Consider the following 20491-nt stretch of genomic DNA (forward strand, 5'->3'; position numbering starts at 1 on the left):
GTCGCAATGGAGCGGCCTTTCATTTCGTGACGGAGGCCCTTTCCATGTCGTCTGGATCCAGGACAACGGATCAGTCAAGCTCGGACACGTCAGGGGAGGAATTCGTAGAGCATTACTTCGAGCACCTCGCGGACGAGGACGCCGCCGGTTATGCGCCGAGCGACCTCCGCCAGCGGGCTCTCGCGCACCGTGACCTCGCCCAGACGCGCGAGCCCGGGGCAGCGGCGATCGGCATCATGGACCAGGGCACCTCCAGCGTCGTCCTGATCGTCACCGACGACATGCCCTTCCTAGTCGATTCGGTCACCGCCGAACTCGTCCGGCAGAACGCGGCGATCCACCTCGTGGTGCACCCCACCTTCCTCGCCGTGCGGGAGGACCGATCGCACGCGCTCACGGGGCTGCGACGTGTGCCCTCGACCGCCGGTGCGTCCAGCGGGGACACTGCCGCGCTGCCCAACATCGGCGAGCTCGTCGGCCTCGAGGGTCGGACGACGCACATCGAGTCCTGGATGTCGGTGGAGGTCACCCGGCTGGCCGACGCCGCAGCGAAGGAGTCCATCATCGACGGCCTGCACCGGGTCCTCGGGGACGTCCGGTCCGCCGTCGAGGACTGGCCCGCCATGCGGAGCGCCGTGCGCTCGATCGAGGCTTCCCTGGATTCCATCACGGGCGCAGCGGACATCCCGGACCTGCGGCAGGCGCAGGAGCTCCTGCAGTGGCTCGACAGCGGGAATTTCACCTTCCTCGGGTACAAGGAGTACGACCTCGTCACGGATGACGACGGCGACGACGCCCTGCGCGTGCGCGAGGGCAGCGGACTGGGTCTGCTGCGGCTCGGCAGTGCCGGCGGACATCTCCAACAGCTCACGGCAGCAGGGCGTGCGAAGGCCCGGGAGCGACGCGCCCTCGTCATCACGAAGGCGAACTCGCGCTCCACCGTGCACCGCGCGGCCTACCTGGACTACATCGGGATCAAGAGCTTCGATGCCCAGGGCAATGTCAGCGGCGAGCGCCGCTTCATCGGGCTGTTCGCGACCAGCGCCTACACGGGCTCTGTGCGCAATGTCCCGCTGGTCCGGGACAAGGTCTCGGAGGTGCTGCGCCGCTGCGGGTTCCCGTCGGACTCGCACTCCGGCAAGGACCTGCTGTCCATCCTCGAGACGTACCCGCGTGACGAGCTCTTCCAGATCGGCGTGACGGACCTCGTCACCACCGCGCTCGGGATCCTGCGCCTCCAGGAGCGACGCCGCACGCGCCTGTTCCTCCGGCCGGACGTCTACGGGCGCTTCATGTCCGCGCTCGTCTACCTCCCGCGCGATCGCTACACCACCAGTGTCCGGCTGCGGATCGAGGGCGAGTTGCGAGCCGCTCTGGACGCCGACTCGATCGACTTCGAAGCGCGGATGAGTGAATCCGCGCTGGCACGGCTCTTCTTCCGCATCCGGTTGCAGCGGGGAGCGGAGATCCCCGAGATCGACGCCGCGCAGCTCGAGGAGAGGCTCGTCCGGGCAGCACGGTCCTGGTCGGAAGGGATCGTGGAGGTCGCGCAGGAGCGGTTCGACCAGGACTCCGCGCAGAGCCTGGCGACCTACTGGGCCGAGTCGTTCCCGCCCAGCTACCGGGTGGACTACGAGGTGGAGGACGCTCTCGAGGACATCGCCCGCTTCGAGAGGCTCGCAGACTCGGGCGCGGGGGTGCCGCAGCTGCACGTGTATGTCCCGGAGCATGACGGGCCGGAGGATGCGCGGCTGAAGCTCTACCTCACCGAGGCGAAGAGCCTGACGCAGATCCTCCCCTACTTCCACAACCTCGGCCTGGAGGTGCTGGACGAGCGGCCGTTCGAGATCACGCGGGCCGATGGGCGGTCGTTCTTCCTGTACGACCTCGGGCTGAGGTACCCGGCCGGTATCTCCGCCCTCGGTACGGCGTCCCTGCTCCAGGACGCGTTCTCCGCCGCGGTGTCCGGCAGCAGTGAGTCGGACGCCTTCGACCGCCTCGTGCTGAGCGAGGAGCTCGGCTGGCGCCAGGTGGTGATCCTGCGGTCCTATGCCAAGTACATGCGCCAGATGGGCAACACGAACTCCTACGGCTTCGTCGCGGACACGCTGCTGCGGAATCCGGTGGTGACCCGCGCGCTCGTCGCACTGTTCACCGCCCGCTTCGATCCCGACCTGGAGGGTGACCGGGACGCCGCCTCGACAGCGGCCCGAGCCGCACTGGATGAAGGTCTCGAAGGGGTTCCGACGCTCGATGCCGACCGCGTCCTGCGGACCTTCGCCAATCTCATCGAGGCGACGCTGCGGACCAACTACTTCCAGGACAAGCGGTACGTCAGTCTCAAGTTCGACACGGCGCGGATCGACGGTGCACCGTTCCCGCGGCCCAAATTCGAGATCTGGGTCTACTCCCCGCAGGTGGAGGGTGTGCACCTCCGGTTCGGCAAGGTAGCGCGCGGGGGGCTGCGCTGGTCGGACCGCCGCGAGGACTTCCGCACGGAGGTGCTCGGCCTGGTCAAGGCGCAGACCGTCAAGAATGCGGTGATCGTGCCGACCGGTGCCAAGGGCGGGTTCTTCGCCAAGCAGCTCCCCGATCCGTCCGTGGATCGGCAGGCCTGGCTGGCAGAGGGACAGGCGAGCTACCGCACCTTCATCCGGGGATTGCTCGACATCACGGACAACGTGATCACGAACGGGACCACCGAGACGGTGGTGCCGCCGTCGCGCGTCGTACGGCACGACGACGACGACACCTATCTGGTGGTCGCGGCGGACAAGGGGACGGCCTCCTTCTCGGACATCGCCAACGAGTTGTCGGCCGAGTACGACTTCTGGCTCGGTGACGCGTTCGCGTCCGGGGGGTCGGTGGGGTACGACCACAAGGCCATGGGCATCACCGCCCGTGGTGCCTGGGAGTCGGTCAAGCGGCACTTCAGCGAGCTCGACGTCGATACCCAGACCGACGACTTCACCGTGGTCGGTGTCGGTGACATGAGCGGGGACGTCTTCGGCAACGGCATGTTGCTCTCGGAGCACATCCGCCTCCTTGCGGCCTTCGACCACCGCCACATCTTCCTCGATCCCGACCCCGACGCCGCTGCCTCCTTCGCGGAGCGGCGGAGGTTGTTCGAGCTTCCCCGGTCGAGCTGGGAGGACTACGACAGCAGCCTCATCAGTGAGGGCGGCGGTGTGTTCCCTCGGCAGGCGAAGTCCGTTCCCGTGTCGCCGCAGGTCCGCCACGCACTCGGACTGGATGACGGTGTCACACGGATCAGCCCGCCCGAGCTGCTGAAGGCGATCCTCAGGGCTCCGGCCGACCTCCTGTACAACGGGGGTATCGGGACCTACGTCAAGGCCTCGGACGAGACCCACGCCGAGGTCGGGGACCGCGCCAATGATGCCATCCGGGTCAACGGCGACGAACTGCGTGCCCGGGCGGTCGGCGAGGGCGGCAACCTGGGCATGACCCAGCGCGGCCGGATCGAGGCAGCGCTGTCGGGGGTCATCCTGAACAACGACGCGATCGACAACAGTGCGGGCGTCGACTGCTCCGACCATGAGGTCAACATCAAGATCTTCGTCGACCGGATGGTGCGCGCGGGTCGCCTGCAGCCCGAGGAGCGGGCCGGGTTCCTGCACTCCATGACCGACGAGGTCGCGCGCCTGGTGCTGCAGGACAACATCGACCAGAATGTGCTGCTGCTCAACGACCGGCAGCGGGTCGTCGAATGGAGCCCGAGCTACGAGCGCATGATGGACTGGCTCGAGCAGAAGGCCGATCTCGACCGCGATCTGGAGGCGCTCCCGACGACCGCGGTGCTGCGGCGACGCATCGATGCCGGTCAGGGACTCACCTCTCCGGAACTCAGCGTGCTCGCGGCCTACGCGAAGATCGAGCTGACGAAGGTCCTGTCGGCCAGCACCCTCGCCGATGATCCCTATTTCAGTGAGACGCTGAGGCGCTACTTCCCCCGCCAGCTCGTCGAGCGCTTCGACGACCTGCTGGACACCCACCCGCTGCGTCGCCAGATCATCTCGACCGTCATCGCCAACGACATCATCAACCTGGGCGGCATCACCTTCGCCTTCCGGGTGATGGAGGAGACGTCGGTGCCGGAACCGGTGATCGCCCGGGCCTTCGCGGCGCTGCGTGAGATCTACTCCTTCGACGAGACGGTCGACGCCCTCGCCGCGCTGCCGGCGGATTTCCCCACGGAGCACTGGACCACAGTGCACCTGGACCTGCGCCGGCTGCTCGACCGCGCCGTCCGCTGGTTCGTGAACCACGTGGAGCAGGGGACGCCGGTCCAGGCCGACATCGACGCCTTCAAGCCGCTCATCGCGCCGTTCATGGCACGCCTGTCCGGCTACCTGCGCGGATGCGACCTCGAGCGGGCACGCGTCGGGGTCGAGACGGCGACGGCGTGGAACCTGCCGGAGGAGCTCGGGCGGCACTGGGCCGAGCAGTTCGAGTCGTTCGCGCTTCTCGATATCGCCTACAGCACGCGCCGCGTGGACGAACCGGTGGAGAACATCGCGCAGGTGTACTACGCCGTGTACGACAGGTTCGAGGTCGACAACCTGCTCGAGCGGATCACGAAACTACCGCGGAGCGACCGGTGGCAGGCGCTCGCCCGGGCAGCCCTCCGTGACGATCTCTACTCGACCGTCGCGGACATCGCCGTCGCCGTCATGCGCGCCTCGCAGGACATGCGCCGGCGCGACGCGGCCGACCGGCTGCACGCCTGGCAGGAGCAGAACGCCGACCAGCTGCAGCGGGCGAGCAACATGTTTGCGGAGGTCAACCGGCTGGAGCAGGACGACATCTCGTCCCTGTCCGTCGCGCTTCGACTGCTGCGGTCCATCGTCCGGTAGCGGGAGGGCCCCACCCCCGGTCGGCAGCAGCCGACCGGGGGTGACAGACTGAAGACCCGACCGTGGGAGCAACGGTCGGAGCGGTGGGGCGGCGCAGCCGGACCCGGACCGCCACGCCGAACGACGAAGGACTTCATGGCCATCTTCACTGACCCGATCCGCGAATACGCTGGATTCGAGCCCGGCGACGCCGAGTGGCTGCACCTGCTCGTCGGGGACTGGCAGATGGTCGCGGACCTCGCGTTCGCCGACCTCGCGCTCTGGTTCCCGCTGGACGGCGGCGGCTATGTCGCCCTCGCCCACGCCCGGCCCTCGACATCGCACACGGTCTTCCACAGCGACTTCGTCGGCGAGAGGATCCGTGCGGATCTCCAGCCGCTCGTCGACGTCGCGTGGGAATCGCAGAAGATCGAGCGGTCCGGGGAGACGAACTGGACCACCGAGATGGCGATGCGCGTGGAGGCCGTGCCGATGGTGCGCAACGGCCGGACCCTCGCCGTCGTGACGACGCACATGGATCTCTCGAGTTCGCGTATGCCGTCGCGGCTCGAGCTGACGTACCGCCAGTGCGCGTACGATCTGCTCCGCATGGGGACGCTCGGACTCTGGCCCGATTTCGCCACCCCCACAGGATCGCGACGGGGCGCCCCCCGGGTCGGCGACGGCCTCATCCGGCTCGACGTCGACGGCATCGTGCAGTACGCCAGCCCGAACGGTGTCTCCGCCTTCCGTCGGCTCGGCGACGTCGAGACGCTGGAGGGCCGTCCATTGGCAGAGATCACCACGGCGCTGCTCAAGGACCGGCGGATGGTGGACGAGACACTGCCGCTGGTCGTCACCGGGCGCATGCCCTGGCGCACCGAGATCGGCTCCCGAGGAGTCAGTCTCTCGCTGCGCGCCATCCCCCTGCGGGACGAGAAGGAGCGGTTCGGTGCTCTCGTGCTCTGCAGGGACGTCTCCGAGCTGAGGCGCAGGGAGATGGAGCTCGTCTCCAAGGACGCGACCATCCGTGAGATCCACCATCGGGTGAAGAACAACCTCCAGACCGTGGCGGCGCTGCTGCGGATGCAGTCGCGCAGGATGGTGAGCGAGGAGGGGAAGCTCGGTCTCGAGCAGGCGATGCGGCGGGTGTCGACCATCGCGCTCGTGCACGAGACCCTGTCCCAGGGGCTGGCGCAGAGCGTGGACTTCGACGAACTCATCTCGCGCCAGTTCCGCCTGTCCGCCGAGGTCGCCTCGCCGTCGCAGGCGGTCCGCACGGAGAGGAGCGGGGACTTCGGGGAACTGCCGAGCGACCTGGCGACCCCGCTGGCCCTCGTGATCAACGAACTCGTCACCAACGCGGTGGAGCACGGCTTGTCCGGACGAACCGGGACGGTGTGGCTGATGGCGGACCGGCAGACCGAGGCCGACGGCGAGGACACGCTCAGGGTGACGATCGCGGACGACGGGGTCGGGCTGCCGGCGGGTGGTCACGCAGAAGGGCTGGGCCTGCAGATCGTCCGGACCCTCGTCACGAGTGAACTCGGCGGCACGATCGAGTGGAGCACGCGACCGGGTGGGGGGACATCGGTCACCCTCGAACTCGGGCTCCGGCTGAACCAGGGTATGTGAACCGGGTCATCGCCGGAACGAGGAAGGGCCGCCCATCGGGCGGCCCTTCCTCACTCATCCGAAACCCGAAGGTCCGGGTGCATCGCGTCCGTCAGGACGCGCGCCGTGCCCGGGCTGCCCGGCGCTTCAACGCCCGGCGCTCGTCCTCGCTCAATCCGCCCCACACTCCGGCATCCTGCCCGGATTCGATGGCCCACTGCAGGCAGGTGTCCTGCACCTGGCAGCGGCGGCAGACGCTCTTCGCCTCTTCGATCTGAAGAAGCGCCGGTCCGGTGTTGCCGACCGGGAAGAACAGCTCCGGGTCCTTGTCCAGACAGGCTGCGCGACTACGCCAATCCATGTTGATCACATTCTCCTTCAGCCACGCACACATGGGTCTTGTGAAAAGATTCACGAGGGGGCTCATAGTAAAGGGGCCGACATCGGCCCCCTGATTTGCTCTGCTTTTAAGGCTGTCACGTTACCAATCGGTAAACAAGGGTTTTACAGTTCTAATTGGTGGCGCGGGTGAGGGGTATGTCACAGCAGGGGCGTCGTCGCCGACATGTGGCGCGTCCGCACCGGTCGGGTAGGGTGCGAGGATGTCCACCGATCCCGCCGTCCAGCAGCCCGCGAGGCCAGGCAGCGTCCTCGTCATCGCAGGGATCCTCCTGCTCGAGGGTGTCGCACTCGGGGTCCTGGCCGTGGTCTCGATCCTGACCGTCTTCACGGCAGCCCCTCTCTCCGTCGGTGGATCGGTCTTCATGGCCGTCCTGCTGCTGATGGTGGCGGGTGGCCTCTCCATCCTCGCCGTCAGGCTCACGGGAGGTTTCCGGTGGCCGCGGTCGCCGGCACTGGTCGTGCAGCTCTTCCTGGTGATTCTCTCCTTCCCCTACTTCTCCTCCGGGAGTCCGCTCGTGGGATTCCTGCTCATGGTGCCCGCCGCCGTCGTGATCGTGCTGCTGTTCTCCCGCCGTGTCCTGGATTTCACCGTCCGAACGACGACCCCCGAACGAACCCTGTAGGTGCCGGCCCCCGACCGGTGACGTCGCTTCGTGCGCCGGACTCCGATGGTCCAGGGGCGTGAGCGATCTGCAGCTCCTGCACGCCGGAGGGGCCGCAGGCGAAACCCCGACCGAGGACCGACGGCCCACTCGAGTCGATCCGGACCCCGAGGAAGTCGCCGTCCGAAGGATTCCGCGGCGACAGGACGATGCCCTGCCCCGAGGCGCGGGCCTGCAGTGACAGGGGGACCCGGGCCATCAGGGCCGGGCTCGGAGCGGCGGTCAGCACCGCGGCGGCTCCCCGGGTGACGAGCGACGAGAGTGCCTGCTGCACGTCGGCCTGTAGCTGGTCGGCGTCGTCGACGAGGAGGAGGAAGCCCTCGCAGCTCGAGCCGCTGGTACCTGCCACGCCGCGCCAGTACGCGGCCGTGCCACCCCCTGTAGCTCCCGGTCGCGGTCTGAGCACCTGGAGCGGTGCCTGCAGGAGCCTCGATGATGCCTCGAGGACCCGGAGCGTGTTGGACCGTCCGGAGGCGGCATGTCCGAGGACGAGGACGGCCTCCCCGCCGCGCAGCTGGAGCAGGTACGGCCGGAGGTCGTCGCCCTGCAGGCCGAGAGCCAGCGCGGTCCCCGTCTGGTCGGTAGCACCGGTGGCGAGCGTCGCTTCGTGGAGCTCCTCGAGGGTCACCGCCTTCGGGAGGGCGTGGACCGGGAACGGTGCCCGGGTGGGAGCCGGCGGCCGCTCCTGCGGCATCTCGGCTGCCAGCACCAGTTGGCACACGGCGTCTCCCGTTGCCCCGGCGATCCGGCCCTGCACGAGCCCACGTCCCCTGAGGGCGTCGATCGGCGGGATCCTCGGCCACGTCATCGTCGTCTCCTGGTGCGCGCCCAGCGGGAGATAGACGCGGTTCGGCACGAGCGCGAAGAAGCGCGCCGTCGTGAGTTCGCGGTCACCGGTGATCAGGACGGAGACGCCGCAGGCCGCGCCGTCGCGCACGAGGGCGTGGAGATCATCCTCCGCGCGCGCCCGACGTCCCTGGCGGAACAGTGTGCTCCAGCGGCCCCAACCGGTGACGGCCAGCACGACCGGGGACCCGGGACGGGTCCCGTCCGTGGTGAGCGCGGCAAGCCGTTCCAGGACGCGGGCCGCTCTGGCGGGTTCCGCTGCCCCGACGTACGCCCCGGTGTGGCGGCTGTCCGCCGGGCTCGCGAGGGAACCGTCACCGTCCAGCAGGTACAGGTGGACCTCGTGGTCGGCCTGGGGGAGTCCGGTGACGACGGCGGCGACTGCGTCCTCCAGGCCGCTGGCGGGCAGTCCGATCAGCGCAAGGTGCGAGTGGTCCTCCGGTCTCCACAGGAGGGCGCGCTGTTCCTGGCGCTCCGGCAGGTCGATGAGGCCGAGCGCAACCTGCCCGCTGCGGGCGACTCCCGAGCGCATGGCCGCATCGGGGTGGGCGCCGTAGTCTCTGCCGTGATCTCTGCCGTGATCTTCGCGCTGGTCCTGGCCACGCTCCGAGGCGTACGCCATCCCGTGCCGATCGGCGGCCGGGGGATGTGCACGGCAGTGGTCCGGCGTCAGGGAGGCCGGGAGAGGCGGTAGCACGGGTCCGGGCGGTCGACGCCGGCCAGGACCACCTGCCGCGTCGACGGCGGCTTCGACGGCATCCGCGAGGACCGACGCGGACGCAGGCGGTGGCTTCGCGGGCGCACCATGATTCCGGTGCCGGTCGGGCTGCCCCATGTCCCGTTCGTCGAGGAATTGAGTCAGGTACTGCCAGTCGGGTGACTCGGCCCTCCTCGGCGGGGTGGACGATGATGCCACCTGGAAGGAGAGGGGCTCTTCCGCACCGCGTCGGAGGAATGCACGGCCGGGAAGATCCACGGGGATCTCCGCGGCAGCACCGGAGCCGAGAAGATCCTGTGATTCCGTCGCGGTCTGGACGCGCAGGAGGATCGATGACGTGATGTTCGCGCGCAGGTCGGGCGTGATGGCGCCCTGAACGCGCTGCGTGGCGAGGACCAGGTGCACCCCGAGCGATCGTCCGAGCGCGGCGATCTTCATGAGATCCGCGACCGCCGTCGGGACGTCGTCGCTGAGCATGCGGAACTCGTCGATCACGACGACCAGTCGCGGCGGACACGTCGCGGGGGACGCTCGCCGGAGCGCGTCCGTGTCGGGCACGCCCTGGTCGGCGCACAGGGCTTCCCGCCGGCGCAGTTCTGCGCGCATTGACGCGAGTGCGCGGGCCGTGGATTCGGAGGACAGGTCCGTCATGCTCCCGACGCAGTGCGGGAGAGCGGCGAGCGCCCCGAGTCCCGATCCGCCCTTGTAGTCGATCAGGAGCAGATTCAGGTGCTCCGGTGGCTGGTGCAGGGCAAGTCCGATCACCAGCGTGCGCAGGAGCTCCGATTTCCCCGAGCCGGTGGTCCCGGCCACCAGCAGATGCGGTCCGTCCCTGACGAGGTCGAGCAGAAGCGGACCGGAGGACGATCGACCGATGAGCGCCGTCGGATGGTCCGGATCGGACACCTGCCACTGTCCGGCCACGGTGTCGCGGAAGGACAGCGGACCCGGTACCTCCGACCAGAGCGACGCCGACGTCGGTGGCGCACCGAGCAGGGTCCCGGGTTCCTCCTGGTCACCGCCTCCGGCCCGCCGGTCAGCGGCTTCCGAGCGCGCCAGGGCCCGTGCCGCCCGTTCGAAGCTGTGCTCCGACACTCCGTCCGGGACGATCTTCACCTGCTCACCGTCGAGATGGACGACGCCGTCGTCGGCGCTCAGCAGGACGCACCGATCGCCGGCGGCGACCTCCGTGGCAGCACCGGGGCGGGAACTGCGAGGGTCCGCGAGGAAGCGGAGGATCACGACTGTCGCTGCGCCGGGAGTGACCGGCACGTCCTCGGCGTCGTGGAGCACGACGAGCACACCCGGCGCGCGGGTGAGGTGGGCGAGGACGGCCGGGTCGCGGGTCAGGACGACGTGCGGGAGGAACCGGGCGTGCCGGGCCAGGTCCTGCGGAGCAGCCCAGATCACCACCACCGTGCGAGCCGCCCGTGGATGAGCCGTCTGGAGCAGCAGCGCTCGCCGCAGGCCGCGGACCGCCTCTGCGGCACCGGTGACGGTGAACCTCGTTGTCCCTCCGTTCTCTCGCCCGCACGGCAGGAGGAAGGGTACGTCGTGGAGCATGGGCGGGACAAACGGTGTGTCGGACCCGTCCGAGGACACATGGGCAGGCTGATGCGCTGTCCCGAGGCGTAGGAGGACGACGGCGGATGTCCGCTGCCGTGGCGGGGATGTCGACATCTCGCTGCCCGCCGGCCGCAGGGCGTCCAGGGCCGATCGCCCGGGATCGGGGACTGCCACGACACGGCGCCGCCGGTCGCGATCAGCTGCGTCCTGGAGTGCGGAAGCGAAATGGGCGGCGCTTCGGCGGTAGGCAGCAAGCGGCACGAGCCCCGTGACGGCGGACAGTGCACTGAAGGCGAGGAAGAACCACATGCCGGTGGTCAGGGCCAGCACCACGCCCAGCACCAGCGGAAGCAGCGCGGTGAGCACGAGGACCTTCGACGGCCGCTTCGGTACCCGGTGACCGACAGGTAGGGGATCCAGGATGCACGGGTCCGTCGGTGGCGCCCAGCCCTGTCCATCCACGAGGTCGATGCTGCAGCGGCTCGACCCGAAGCGGAGTTCCGACGAGACATCGATCCCCGCCTTCGTCACGGCGATCCCGTCCACCCACGTGCCGTTGGCCGACCCCAGGTCCTCGATGACGATGGAGTGCTCTCCGATCGTGAGCAGGGCATGATTCCTGGACAGTCCCGGATCCGCCAAGGTGATCGCTGTCCGGGCACGCCCGATCGTGTAGCTGCCACGGACCAGGGGGAAGACCTGACCCGCGTCGGGGCCCGAGTGCACCACGAACGCCAGAGGGGGGAGGGCCGCACTGCTCCTCTCGGGTGGCCGACCGGCGACGATCACGGAACCGGGTGGGACCTCCTCCAGCGGTGCCAGGTTCAGGGAGCCCAGAGGCCTCCCGTCGACACTGAAGGGCCCGGGGTAGCCCGCTTCGAGCAGCCGCTCGGCAAGGGCCGACCCGGTGGGAAGGCGAGCTGTGTCGACGACGATCTCCTCCGTCGCGAAGTCGTGCGGCGGTGCGGCAACCAGCGTGACGTGCAGATCCACCGTGCCTCCCGTCGTCGTCAGGTCCGAGGCTAGGCCGCACGGCCCGAGAGCGGTGGCGAAGAGCAATGATGTGGACAACGTGCGTGCGACCCCGCCGGGCGACACCTCCGTCGGGGCACGGGTGCCGGGCTCACAGGGTCGTCCCGGCACCCGCCGGTACACTCGGTGAACGTGTCTACTCTGAAGGCCTCTGATGACGGTCGTTGAATCAAACCGAACTGTCGCCCCGCGGGGTGGCGGTAGGGCCGCCGACCGTGGCTTCAGGGCCGAGGTGCAGGGTCTGCGTGCGCTCGCCGTCCTGATGGTCGTCACCTACCACGTCTGGTTCGGCCGGGTATCCGGTGGGGTCGACGTATTCCTTCTCATCTCCGCGTTCCTGCTGGCGCTGTCGTTCCTGCGTAAGGTCGAATCCGGGAGGCCGCTCGATCTCGGCCGCCACTGGCTGCACCAGTTCAAGCGCCTCCTGCCCGCCGTCGTCGTCGTGATCCTCGGCACGCTCGGTGCCACCTATCTCCTCGTACCGAGGTCACGCTGGCCGGACATCCTCGAGCAGGCCTGGGCCTCGCTGTTCTATGTCCAGAACTGGGTCCTCGCCTCCAATGCCGTGGACTACTACGCCGAGGACCACAGCCTCGCGAGTCCGCTGCAGCACTTCTGGTCGCTCTCGGTCCAGGGCCAGGTGTTCATCCTGTGGCCTCTGCTGTTCGTCCTCAGCGCACTGGTGGCTCGGCGCTTCCGCCTGCGGTTCCGCGGCGTCGTCCTCCTCGTGTTCGGTGCGCTGTTCCTGGCGTCGCTCGGTTTCTCGGTCTGGGAGACCGCCACGAACCAGGCCTACGCCTACTTCGACACGCGCGCCCGCCTGTGGGAGTTCGCTCTCGGTACGCTCCTTGCGCTTGCCCTGCCTTTCCTCCGGTTGCCCGGGGCCCTGCGGATCATGGCGGGCTGGGTCGGTGTCGGCGCGATGCTCAGTGGAGGATTCCTGCTCGACGTGCAGGGCCAGTTCCCCGGCTACGTGGCCCTCTGGCCGCTCCTGGCGGCTGCTCTGGTGATCGTCGCGGGCCAGACCGGTAGTGCTGTCGGAGCTGACCGTCTGCTGTCATCGAGGCCGCTGGTGCGCATGGGCGACCTCTCGTATGCCCTCTACCTCTGGCACTGGCCGGTCCTGGTGCTGTTCCTGATCTGGCGCGGTCAGCCGTCGCCGGGGGTCCTGGGCGGCGTGCTGGTGATCGCCGTGTCGCTCGTCCTCGCCTACCTCACCATGCGCTTCGTCGAGCGGCCGCTGCGAGCCCTGGTCTGGGCGGACAAGCGCCGTCGCCGCGCGCTGCTGGTGGTGGCCGTCAGCACGGCGCTCGTCGCAGCACCGCTGACCCTCTGGCAGCAGGCGATCACGCAGCAGGTCCGGGAGAGCGCCGCGCATGCCGACACGAACAATCCCGGTGCGCTGGTGCTTGATCCGCTCCTCGACCTGTCCGCCCCCGAGAACGTGCCGCCGATCCCTGCGACCACCGAGCTGAGCAAGGAGTACTTCCCGCTCGATCGGGTCTGCGAAGGAGCGGACGAACCCGACGACGAACTGCTCCGGGGCGAGTGCTATGTCATCGTGCCGCCGTCGGAGCCTGTGCGGGAGATCATCGTCGTCGGCGACTCCCACTCCCAGCAGTGGTCGACCCCCCTGGCCGAGATGGCGCAGGAGCGGGGCTGGAAGATGACCTTCGTCCTGCTGGGAGGATGCAAGTTCGGGTCCGGCCCCGAAGGACGCACGCCGCAGTGCGAGCAGTGGAACGCGGCGGTGACCGACTACGTGCTGGCCCAGGCGCCCGACCTCGTCTACACGGTCGGTACGGTCGCCAGGAGCGACGATCCGCAGGATGTCCTGCCCGCCGGGTTCCCCGCGACCGCGCGGATGTTCGACGAGCGCGGTATCAAGGTGGCAGCCGTCCGGGACAATCCGCGCTTCACCTCGAACAGGGTGCTCTGCGTCGAGACGCAGGGTGTGGACAGTCCTGCATGCAACCCTCCCCGTTCGACGACCCTCACCGACCAGCCCCCGGTCGACGAGCTGCTCGCACAGGCCCCGAACGTCGCCTTTCTGGACTTCACCGACTACCTCTGCCGGGAGGATGACTGTCCGGCCGTCGTGGGCAACGTCTTCGTGTATATCGACGACAACCACGTCAGCGCCACGTACCTCAGATCCATGCTGCCGATCTTCACCCAGCGGTTCGACCAGGCGGTCCGCCTGTAGGGCGGCCACGCCGGGCTCCCCGGTCCTGCCGCCCCTCCGGTTGGGGGGGCGCTCAGCTTCCGTCGGGTAGCCTTGAGCGGGCATGTCCGTCGTCAGAATCAATTCAGGAGCACTTGTGAACGTTGACCTCGTTGTCGTCGGGTCGGGCTTTTTCGGCCTGACCATTGCGGAAAGAGCGGCCACCCAGTTGGGCCTCAAGGTGGCTGTGCTCGACCGTCGGCACCACATCGGCGGCAACGCGTACAGCGAGAACGAGGCCCACACCGGTATCGAGGTCCACCGCTACGGGGCGCACCTGTTCCACACGTCGAACGAGCGTGTCTGGGACTATGTCCACAACTTCACCGAGTTCACCACGTACGTCCACAAGGTCTACACCCGGCACCGGGGTGAGGTCTTCCCCATGCCGATCAATCTCGGGACGATCAACCAGTTCTTCCGCACGGCTCTCGGTCCGGCGGAAGCGCGGGCACTGATCCAGGAGCAGGCGGGCGAACTGGCGGGTACGGATCCCCAGAACCTGAACGACAAGGGTATCCAGCTCATCGGGCGGCCGCTCTACGAAGCCTTCATCAAGCACTACACGGGCAAGCAGTGGCAGACCGACCCGAAGGACCTCCCGGCGGAGATCATCTCGCGGCTGCCGGTGCGCTACACCTACGACAACCGGTACTTCAACGACAAGTACGAGGGATTGCCGGTCAACGGCTACACCGCGTGGATCGAGCGGATGGCGGATCATCCCAATATCGATGTGCACCTCAACACGGACTTCTTCGACGAGGGCCACGAGTACTCGCGGTCGACGACGCTCGGCCAGGTTCCGGTCATTTACACCGGTCCCGTCGACAGGTACTTCGACTTCGCCGAGGGAGACCTCTCCTGGCGGACCATCGACCTCGAGGAGGAGGTACTCCCCGTCGAGGACTTCCAGGGATGTTCGGTGATGAACTACCCCGACGAGGATTCTCCGTTCACGCGCATCCACGAGTTCCGCCACTTCCACCCGGAGCGTGACTACACCAAGGACGCGACCGTCATCATGCGCGAGTACTCGCGATTCGCCGAGAAGAACGACGAGCCGTACTACCCGATCAACACGTCGGAGGACCGCGCGAAGCTGCTTGCGTACCGCGACCTGGCGAAGGGTGAGAAGTCCGTGCTGTTCGGCGGCCGCCTGGGGACCTACAAATACCTCGACATGCACATGGCGATCGGTTCCGCGCTCTCGATGTTCGACAACAAGGTCACGCCCCATTTCACGAGCGGACAGAGATTCGAGAGCGGCGGAGTCGACGCATGACCGGCAAAGCGTCGGAGGACGTGGGGAGCACGGCGGGAGCGGGGACGACCGCATACCAGGTCGTCCACAAGATCGTGCTCCCGGTCGAAGGGGACACCGATGTCCTGCCCCTCTATGTGGACTTCAATCCGGCGCGACGCGTGGTCGACCCGTCACGACGTGCGATCCGTCTCGGGGCACCCAAGACGACGCCGGCGTTCCCCGTACTGAGCCACCAGAGGTCCGACTTCATCGCCGGACGTACGAGCCTGAAGCTGCCGGCGCACCGGAGGGTGTCCCTCGGCACGTATTTCAACGCCTTCCCGGCCAGCTACTGGCGCCGTCACACCCCCGTACGCACCGTTCGACTGCGCGTCGAGGTGGATCTCGGGGCGGGCAGCGAGGCATCGGTCATCGTCTACCGCTCGAGTCCACGCGGCACGTCCAACAGGGTGGAGAGTGCGACGACGACGGCGAGTGGTGAACTCGTCTTCGATCTGCCGCTGGCCTCGTTCGTCGACGGCGGCTGGTACTGGTTCGACCTCGTCGCGCACGACGAGGAAGTCACCCTGTCCCGGGCCGACTGGTCCGTGCCCGCAGCGTCGGCGCGCAGCCAGGGGTCCCTCTCCATCGCGGTGACGACCTTCAACCGCCCCGAATACGCGGTGCGGCACATGCACACCCTTGCCAGTGACCCTGATCTGCTCGAGGTCCTGGACCGCCTGATCATCATCGACCAGGGCGACGACAGGGTCGCGAAGCAAGGCGCCTACCCAGCGGCCGCGGAGCGTCTCGGTGATCGGTTCCGCCTCGTGGAGCAGGCGAATCTCGGAGGTTCGGGTGGGTTCGCGCGAGGGATGGAAGAGGCCCTGCGCGACGAGGACAGCGACTACGTCCTGCTGCTCGACGACGACGTGAGCATCGAGACCGAAGGCGTCCTCCGCGCCCTGCACTTCGCGAACTACACGACCGATCCCACGATCGTGGGCGGCCACATGTTCAACCTCTACGAGCGCGCGGTCCTCCATACATTCGGCGAACAGGTGGATCGCCGGCGTTTCTTCTGGGGGCCGGCGGCGAAGAGTCTCGAGGGCCACGACTTCTCCGAGCGCAATCTCCGGATGACTCCATGGATCCATCGCCGGGTCGACGTCGACTACAACGGATGGTGGATGTGTCTGATCCCTCTGCACATCGTCCGTGAGATCGGGCTCGCCCTACCGGTCTTCATCAAATGGGACGATGCGGAGTACGGGGTGCGCGCGCAGAAGGCGGGCTTCACCACCGTCACGCTCCCCGGCGCCGCGGTCTGGCACATGCCCTGGACGGAGAAGGACGACACGATCGACTGGCAGGCGTACTACCACCAGCGCAACCGGTGGGTCGCCGCGCTCAGCCACTCGCCCTTCGACCGCGGGGGCAGGATGCCCTTCGAGAGCCTCGCACTCGACGTCCGGCATCTCCTGTCGATGCAGTACTCCGCCGTCGCCGTCCGCATCCAGGCCCTCGACGACGTCCTCGAGGGACCCGCGCACCTCCATGCCACCCTGGGGGAACGTCTCCAGTGGGTCAGGACGACCCGGCGCGAGTTCACGGACGCCCGGGTCATGCCGAACCGGTCCGACTTCCCCGCGGTGCGGGAACGGAAGAACCACCAGCACATCCAGGAGCCCGCGACGGTCCTGGAGTCCCTCGTCCGCGCGGCCCTTGCACTGATCTCCCAATCGCGGCCGGTGCACGCCGACGCGGCAGAGCGACCCGCAGCGGAGATCCCGGCGATGGATGCGCGCTGGTGGCGACTGGCGCGCTTCGATTCGGCGTTGGTCACCGCCTCCGACGGGACAGGCGTGTCCTGGTACCGGCGGGACCGTTCGATGTTCTTCTCCCTCCTCGGCAAGACGCTCTCGCGGCACTTGAAGCTCGTGAGCAACTGGTCGGAACTGCAGGGACGGTACAGCGACGCCCTGCCCGACTTCACCGGTCGCCAGGCCTGGACCAGGACGTTCCGCCGGTACTCCGGGGAGATCGAGGGAGACACGGCAGATTGAGCAACGGGGTGCGGGGTTCCGCGGCGGACCTCCCGGGCGCTATGCAGACACCTGGTGCTGGCGGCGGACTCGCAGCTGTCCTCAGGAACAGATTCCTCCTGCGGCTTCTGGTGCGGAAGGAGATACGGGTCCGCTACCGCGGGTCGGTGCTCGGACTCCTCTGGTCCTACCTCAAGCCGCTCCTGCAGTTCTCCGTCTACTACGTCGCGCTGGGAATCTTCCTCAACCTGCAGGGCACGACCGAGAACTACGCGATCTACCTGTTCTCAGGGATCGTCCTCATCAACTTCTTCACCGAGGCCTTCGGCAACGCGACCCGATCCATCGTGGAGAACCGGGACCTGATCAAGAAGATCTACCTTCCTCGTGAGCTGTTCCCCATCTCGGCCGTCTGGGTCTCGGCGGTGCACTTCGTCCCGCAGGTCCTCGTCCTCGCGGGCGCCTGTCTCGTGGTGGGATGGCGTCCCGACATCCTCCAGTTGCTCCTGGTCCTCGTCGGCTTCCTGATCGTCGCCTGTCTCGCCAGTGGGCTCGGCCTCCTCTTCGGGGCGGTGAACGTGTACTTCCGGGACGCGGAGAACCTGGTCGACATGATTCTCATGGTCGTGACATGGGCGTCTCCCGTCCTGTACAGCTGGGTCCTCGTTAGTGACGCTCTCGGCAAATGGTTCTTCCTGTACCAGCTCAATCCGATGACCGTGGCGGTCGAACTCTTCCACGTCGGGTTCTGGGTACCCACCCTCGGAGACGGGGCGGCGGGTTCCGCCTCGATGCCCGGTCTCCTCGGTCTGTGGGTACCCGTGGCCGGGGCCGTCTCGCTGCTGGTCCTCGTCCTCGGCCAGTTCGTCTTCCGGCGACTGTCGGCCAACTTCGCGCAGGAGCTGTAAAGATGTCCACCGACGCGATCGTCGCCACCGGCCTGCGGAAACGGTTCGTCCTCCGCCATACCCGATCGCTGAAGGAGGCCTTCGTCTGGTTCGTCCGCGGGAGGAGGGGCGAGCTCGTGCAGAAGTTCAATGCACTGGACGACGTCGGCTTCACGGTGTGCACGGGCGAGACGGTCGCCCTGCTGGGCCTCAATGGATCCGGCAAGTCGACGCTTCTCAAACTGATCTCCGGTGTGCTTCAGCCTGATGCAGGAGTCATCCGTACCCGAGGCCATCTTGCCGGGCTCATCGAGGTCGGGGCGGGCTTCCACCACGATCTCAGCGGGAGGGAGAACGTCTACCTGAACGGCGCCATCCTGGGCATGTCCCAGCAGGACATCGAGGAGCGGTTCGACTCCATCATCGACTTCGCCGAGATCGGCGAGTTCATCGACACCGAGGTGAAGTTCTACTCGTCCGGGATGTACCTCCGCCTCGCCTTCTCGATCGCGGTCCACACCGATCCGGACATCTTCCTCGTCGACGAGATCCTCGCCGTCGGAGACGAACCCTTCCAGCGCAAGTGTCTGGCGAAAATCAGGGAGCTCGCGGCGGCGGGGAAGACGCTCATCGTCGTGAGCCACGATCTCGACCTGGTGTCCAGTGTCTGCGAGCGCGGGATCCTCCTCGAGAGCGGACGGCTCGTGAAGGACGGCGACGTCGCCTCCGTCGTCGCGGAGCTGAGGCAGCGCGCGCGCGAGCACTAGGAAGCACGAGCGAGCACAAGCGAAGGCCGGGGGCCACCGGAGACGGGGCAGGCTCCGGATGCAAGCATTTCACGAGAGGGAAGAATAGTGAGAGACGAGATCGCCGGCACGGCTCCGGTGACGAGCAGACGGGCCGTCGTCCTGGGGTTACTCGGGTTGCCGTTCATCGCCGCGGCGTGCACCAGCAGCCCCACGGAGGAGACCGACGCCCAGGACGCCGTCTTCCCGATCGAGGTGCGCCACCACTTCGGGGTGACGACCATCGCCGACCGGCCGGTCCGGATCGCGACGTTCGGTGTCGCTGCGGCGGACGTCTGCCTCTTGCTCGGGATCGCGCCCCTCGGCATGCCGGGATCGAACTCCACCCCCTGGTACAACCTGGGGCGCGTCGCCGAGGAGGCGATGACGCCGGTGCTCTACCCCGACGAGCTCGACCTGGCGCTCGCGGCGATCGAGGATCTCGAGCCGGATCTGATCTTCACCCTCGGCGCCGACATCTCGCGTGACGAGTACAGCAGGCTGTCCGACATCGCGCCGGTCGTCCACGGGCCCGGCGAGGGAAAACCCTCCTGGCGTGAGACCGTCGACCAGGTCGCACGGACCATTGGTCGCTCCGGGAGGGGCACCGAGCTGATCCGGGACACCGAGCAGCGCATCCGGGAGTCGACCTCCGACTATCCGGATCTGCCCGGGACCACCTTCCTCGCGGTCGAGGCGTTCACGGCGGCAGGAGCGGACCTCGGGGTCTACGACGGCGCAAGCGGACCGGTCGGCATCCTCGAGGAGTTCGGTATCAGCGCCGCCCCGTTGCCGGCAGGCCTGGAGGAAGCCGAGGAGTTGGTGGACGACGTCTTCGGGCGGGTTGGTCAGATTCGGTTGCCGCGCGCCCGGGCGGAGGAACTCCGGGCGGACGTCCTCGTCCTGGTCGCGGAACGACGGCGGGCCCAGGAGTTGGCGGACGAACTGGCGGGGGATCTCGACCCGGCCGTGCAGGTCGTCCCCGCCCCGAAGGACGAGATGGGCGCTGCGATGATCATGGTGTCGCCGCTCAGTATCGACTGGCTGGCGCGGAACTTCGTTCCCATGCTCGCAGAGGCAGCGTTCGACGCGCGCCAGTAGTCCGGCGCCCGGGAGGGCGTCGGCCGCCGGAACCCCTGTCGTCGGCGTGTCAGCGGTGGGAGGTGAACCGGTCAGCTGCGGGGGTCGGCAGCACCAGCTGTCGTCGTCGCGCCCTGTGCATCGTCTCCTCCGGTTCGGGGACGCCCCCAGCTTTTGGGTGGACGAAGCGGCGACGATCAGCGCCATCGATCGCAGCCTTCCCGACCTTGTGCGGAGACTGGGAAACGTCGGTCTCGTCCACGGCTTCTACGACCTCGTCCTGCGCGCGTGGGCGCCGCCGTTCGGCCTCTCCGAGTTCGCGCTCCATGTGCCGAGGCTGATCGCCGTCGGCCTGGCCGCGGAGCTGATGGTCGCCATCGGACGGCGGATCAGGAACGAGGGGCGCCGCTCGTCCGAGGAGACACTCGGCTACCGCGCGGGGGAGCGCTTCGACGGTACCGGCACCTCGGTGGTCCGATTCGAGCGCGATGGTGTCGCCGGTAGTTGACGATCAGGCTGTTCCGGCAGCAC

Annotated in this window: 12 protein-coding genes; 10 read left to right on the plus strand and 2 right to left on the minus strand. The window is 68.0% G+C overall.

Going from position 1 to position 20491, the window contains the following annotated elements; all coding sequences use genetic code 11:
• Window positions 1-44 precede the first annotated feature (44 nt).
• Both ACTIMO_RS09485 and ACTIMO_RS09490 read left to right on the plus strand, forming a co-directional pair.
• Complete coding sequence (locus ACTIMO_RS09485; RefSeq protein ID WP_448182248.1) at window positions 45-4874, plus strand: NAD-glutamate dehydrogenase; 4830 nt, start codon at window positions 45-47, stop codon at window positions 4872-4874.
• 135 nt (window positions 4875-5009) lie between these two features.
• A complete protein-coding gene (locus ACTIMO_RS09490; RefSeq protein WP_055768745.1) occupies window positions 5010-6488 on the plus strand; it encodes a sensor histidine kinase in 1479 nt (492 codons plus the stop codon).
• Window positions 6489-6579: 91 nt separating this feature from the next.
• Here the strand turns inward: ACTIMO_RS09490 and ACTIMO_RS09495 are convergent, their stop codons facing one another.
• Window positions 6580-6828 (minus strand): WhiB family transcriptional regulator, encoded by a 249-nt coding sequence (locus ACTIMO_RS09495; RefSeq protein WP_055769355.1) that lies wholly within the window; start codon window positions 6826-6828, stop codon window positions 6580-6582.
• 241 nt (window positions 6829-7069) lie between these two features.
• On the opposite strand from ACTIMO_RS09495, the gene ACTIMO_RS09500 reads away from it, so the two are divergent.
• The gene (locus ACTIMO_RS09500) at window positions 7070-7492 is read left to right on the plus strand and encodes a hypothetical protein (RefSeq protein ID WP_448182249.1); all 423 of its coding nucleotides are present in this window, start codon (window positions 7070-7072) and stop codon (window positions 7490-7492) included.
• Here ACTIMO_RS09500 and ACTIMO_RS09505 read toward each other — a convergent pair.
• On the minus strand, window positions 7455-11654 hold the full coding sequence (locus ACTIMO_RS09505) for an FtsK/SpoIIIE domain-containing protein (protein ID WP_448182250.1): 4200 nt from the start codon (window positions 11652-11654) through the stop codon (window positions 7455-7457). The genes ACTIMO_RS09500 and ACTIMO_RS09505 overlap by 38 nt on opposite strands.
• 193 nt (window positions 11655-11847) lie before the next feature.
• Between ACTIMO_RS09505 and ACTIMO_RS09510 the strand changes: the two genes are divergently transcribed.
• The 7 genes from ACTIMO_RS09510 (at window position 11848) to ACTIMO_RS09540 (ending at window position 20468) form a co-directional block, all read left to right on the plus strand.
• Window positions 11848-13899 carry an acyltransferase family protein gene (locus tag ACTIMO_RS09510; protein ID WP_448182251.1) on the plus strand — a complete coding sequence of 684 codons (2052 nt, stop codon included), beginning with the start codon at window positions 11848-11850 and terminating at the stop codon, window positions 13897-13899.
• Window positions 13900-14014: 115 nt separating this feature from the next.
• On the plus strand, window positions 14015-15202 hold the full coding sequence (gene glf / locus ACTIMO_RS09515) for a UDP-galactopyranose mutase (protein ID WP_448182252.1): 1188 nt from the start codon (window positions 14015-14017) through the stop codon (window positions 15200-15202).
• Window positions 15199-17229 (plus strand): glycosyltransferase, encoded by a 2031-nt coding sequence (locus tag ACTIMO_RS09520; protein WP_448182253.1) that lies wholly within the window; start codon window positions 15199-15201, stop codon window positions 17227-17229. Before glf ends, ACTIMO_RS09520 begins: the two co-directional genes overlap by 4 nt.
• A gap of 41 nt (window positions 17230-17270) precedes the next feature.
• Window positions 17271-18116: an ABC transporter permease gene (locus ACTIMO_RS09525; protein ID WP_448182266.1), complete on the plus strand. Its 846-nt coding sequence runs from the start codon at window positions 17271-17273 to the stop codon at window positions 18114-18116.
• A 2-nt stretch (window positions 18117-18118) separates the two neighbouring features.
• Window positions 18119-18862 carry an ABC transporter ATP-binding protein gene (locus ACTIMO_RS09530; RefSeq protein WP_448182254.1) on the plus strand — a complete coding sequence of 248 codons (744 nt, stop codon included), beginning with the start codon at window positions 18119-18121 and terminating at the stop codon, window positions 18860-18862.
• 87 nt (window positions 18863-18949) lie between these two features.
• Window positions 18950-19981: a hypothetical protein gene (locus tag ACTIMO_RS09535; protein ID WP_448182255.1), complete on the plus strand. Its 1032-nt coding sequence runs from the start codon at window positions 18950-18952 to the stop codon at window positions 19979-19981.
• A gap of 157 nt (window positions 19982-20138) precedes the next feature.
• On the plus strand, window positions 20139-20468 hold the full coding sequence (locus tag ACTIMO_RS09540; RefSeq protein ID WP_448182256.1) for a hypothetical protein: 330 nt from the start codon (window positions 20139-20141) through the stop codon (window positions 20466-20468).
• Window positions 20469-20491 lie beyond the last annotated feature (23 nt).

This window comes from Arthrobacter sp. CP30 (assembly GCF_053470025.1).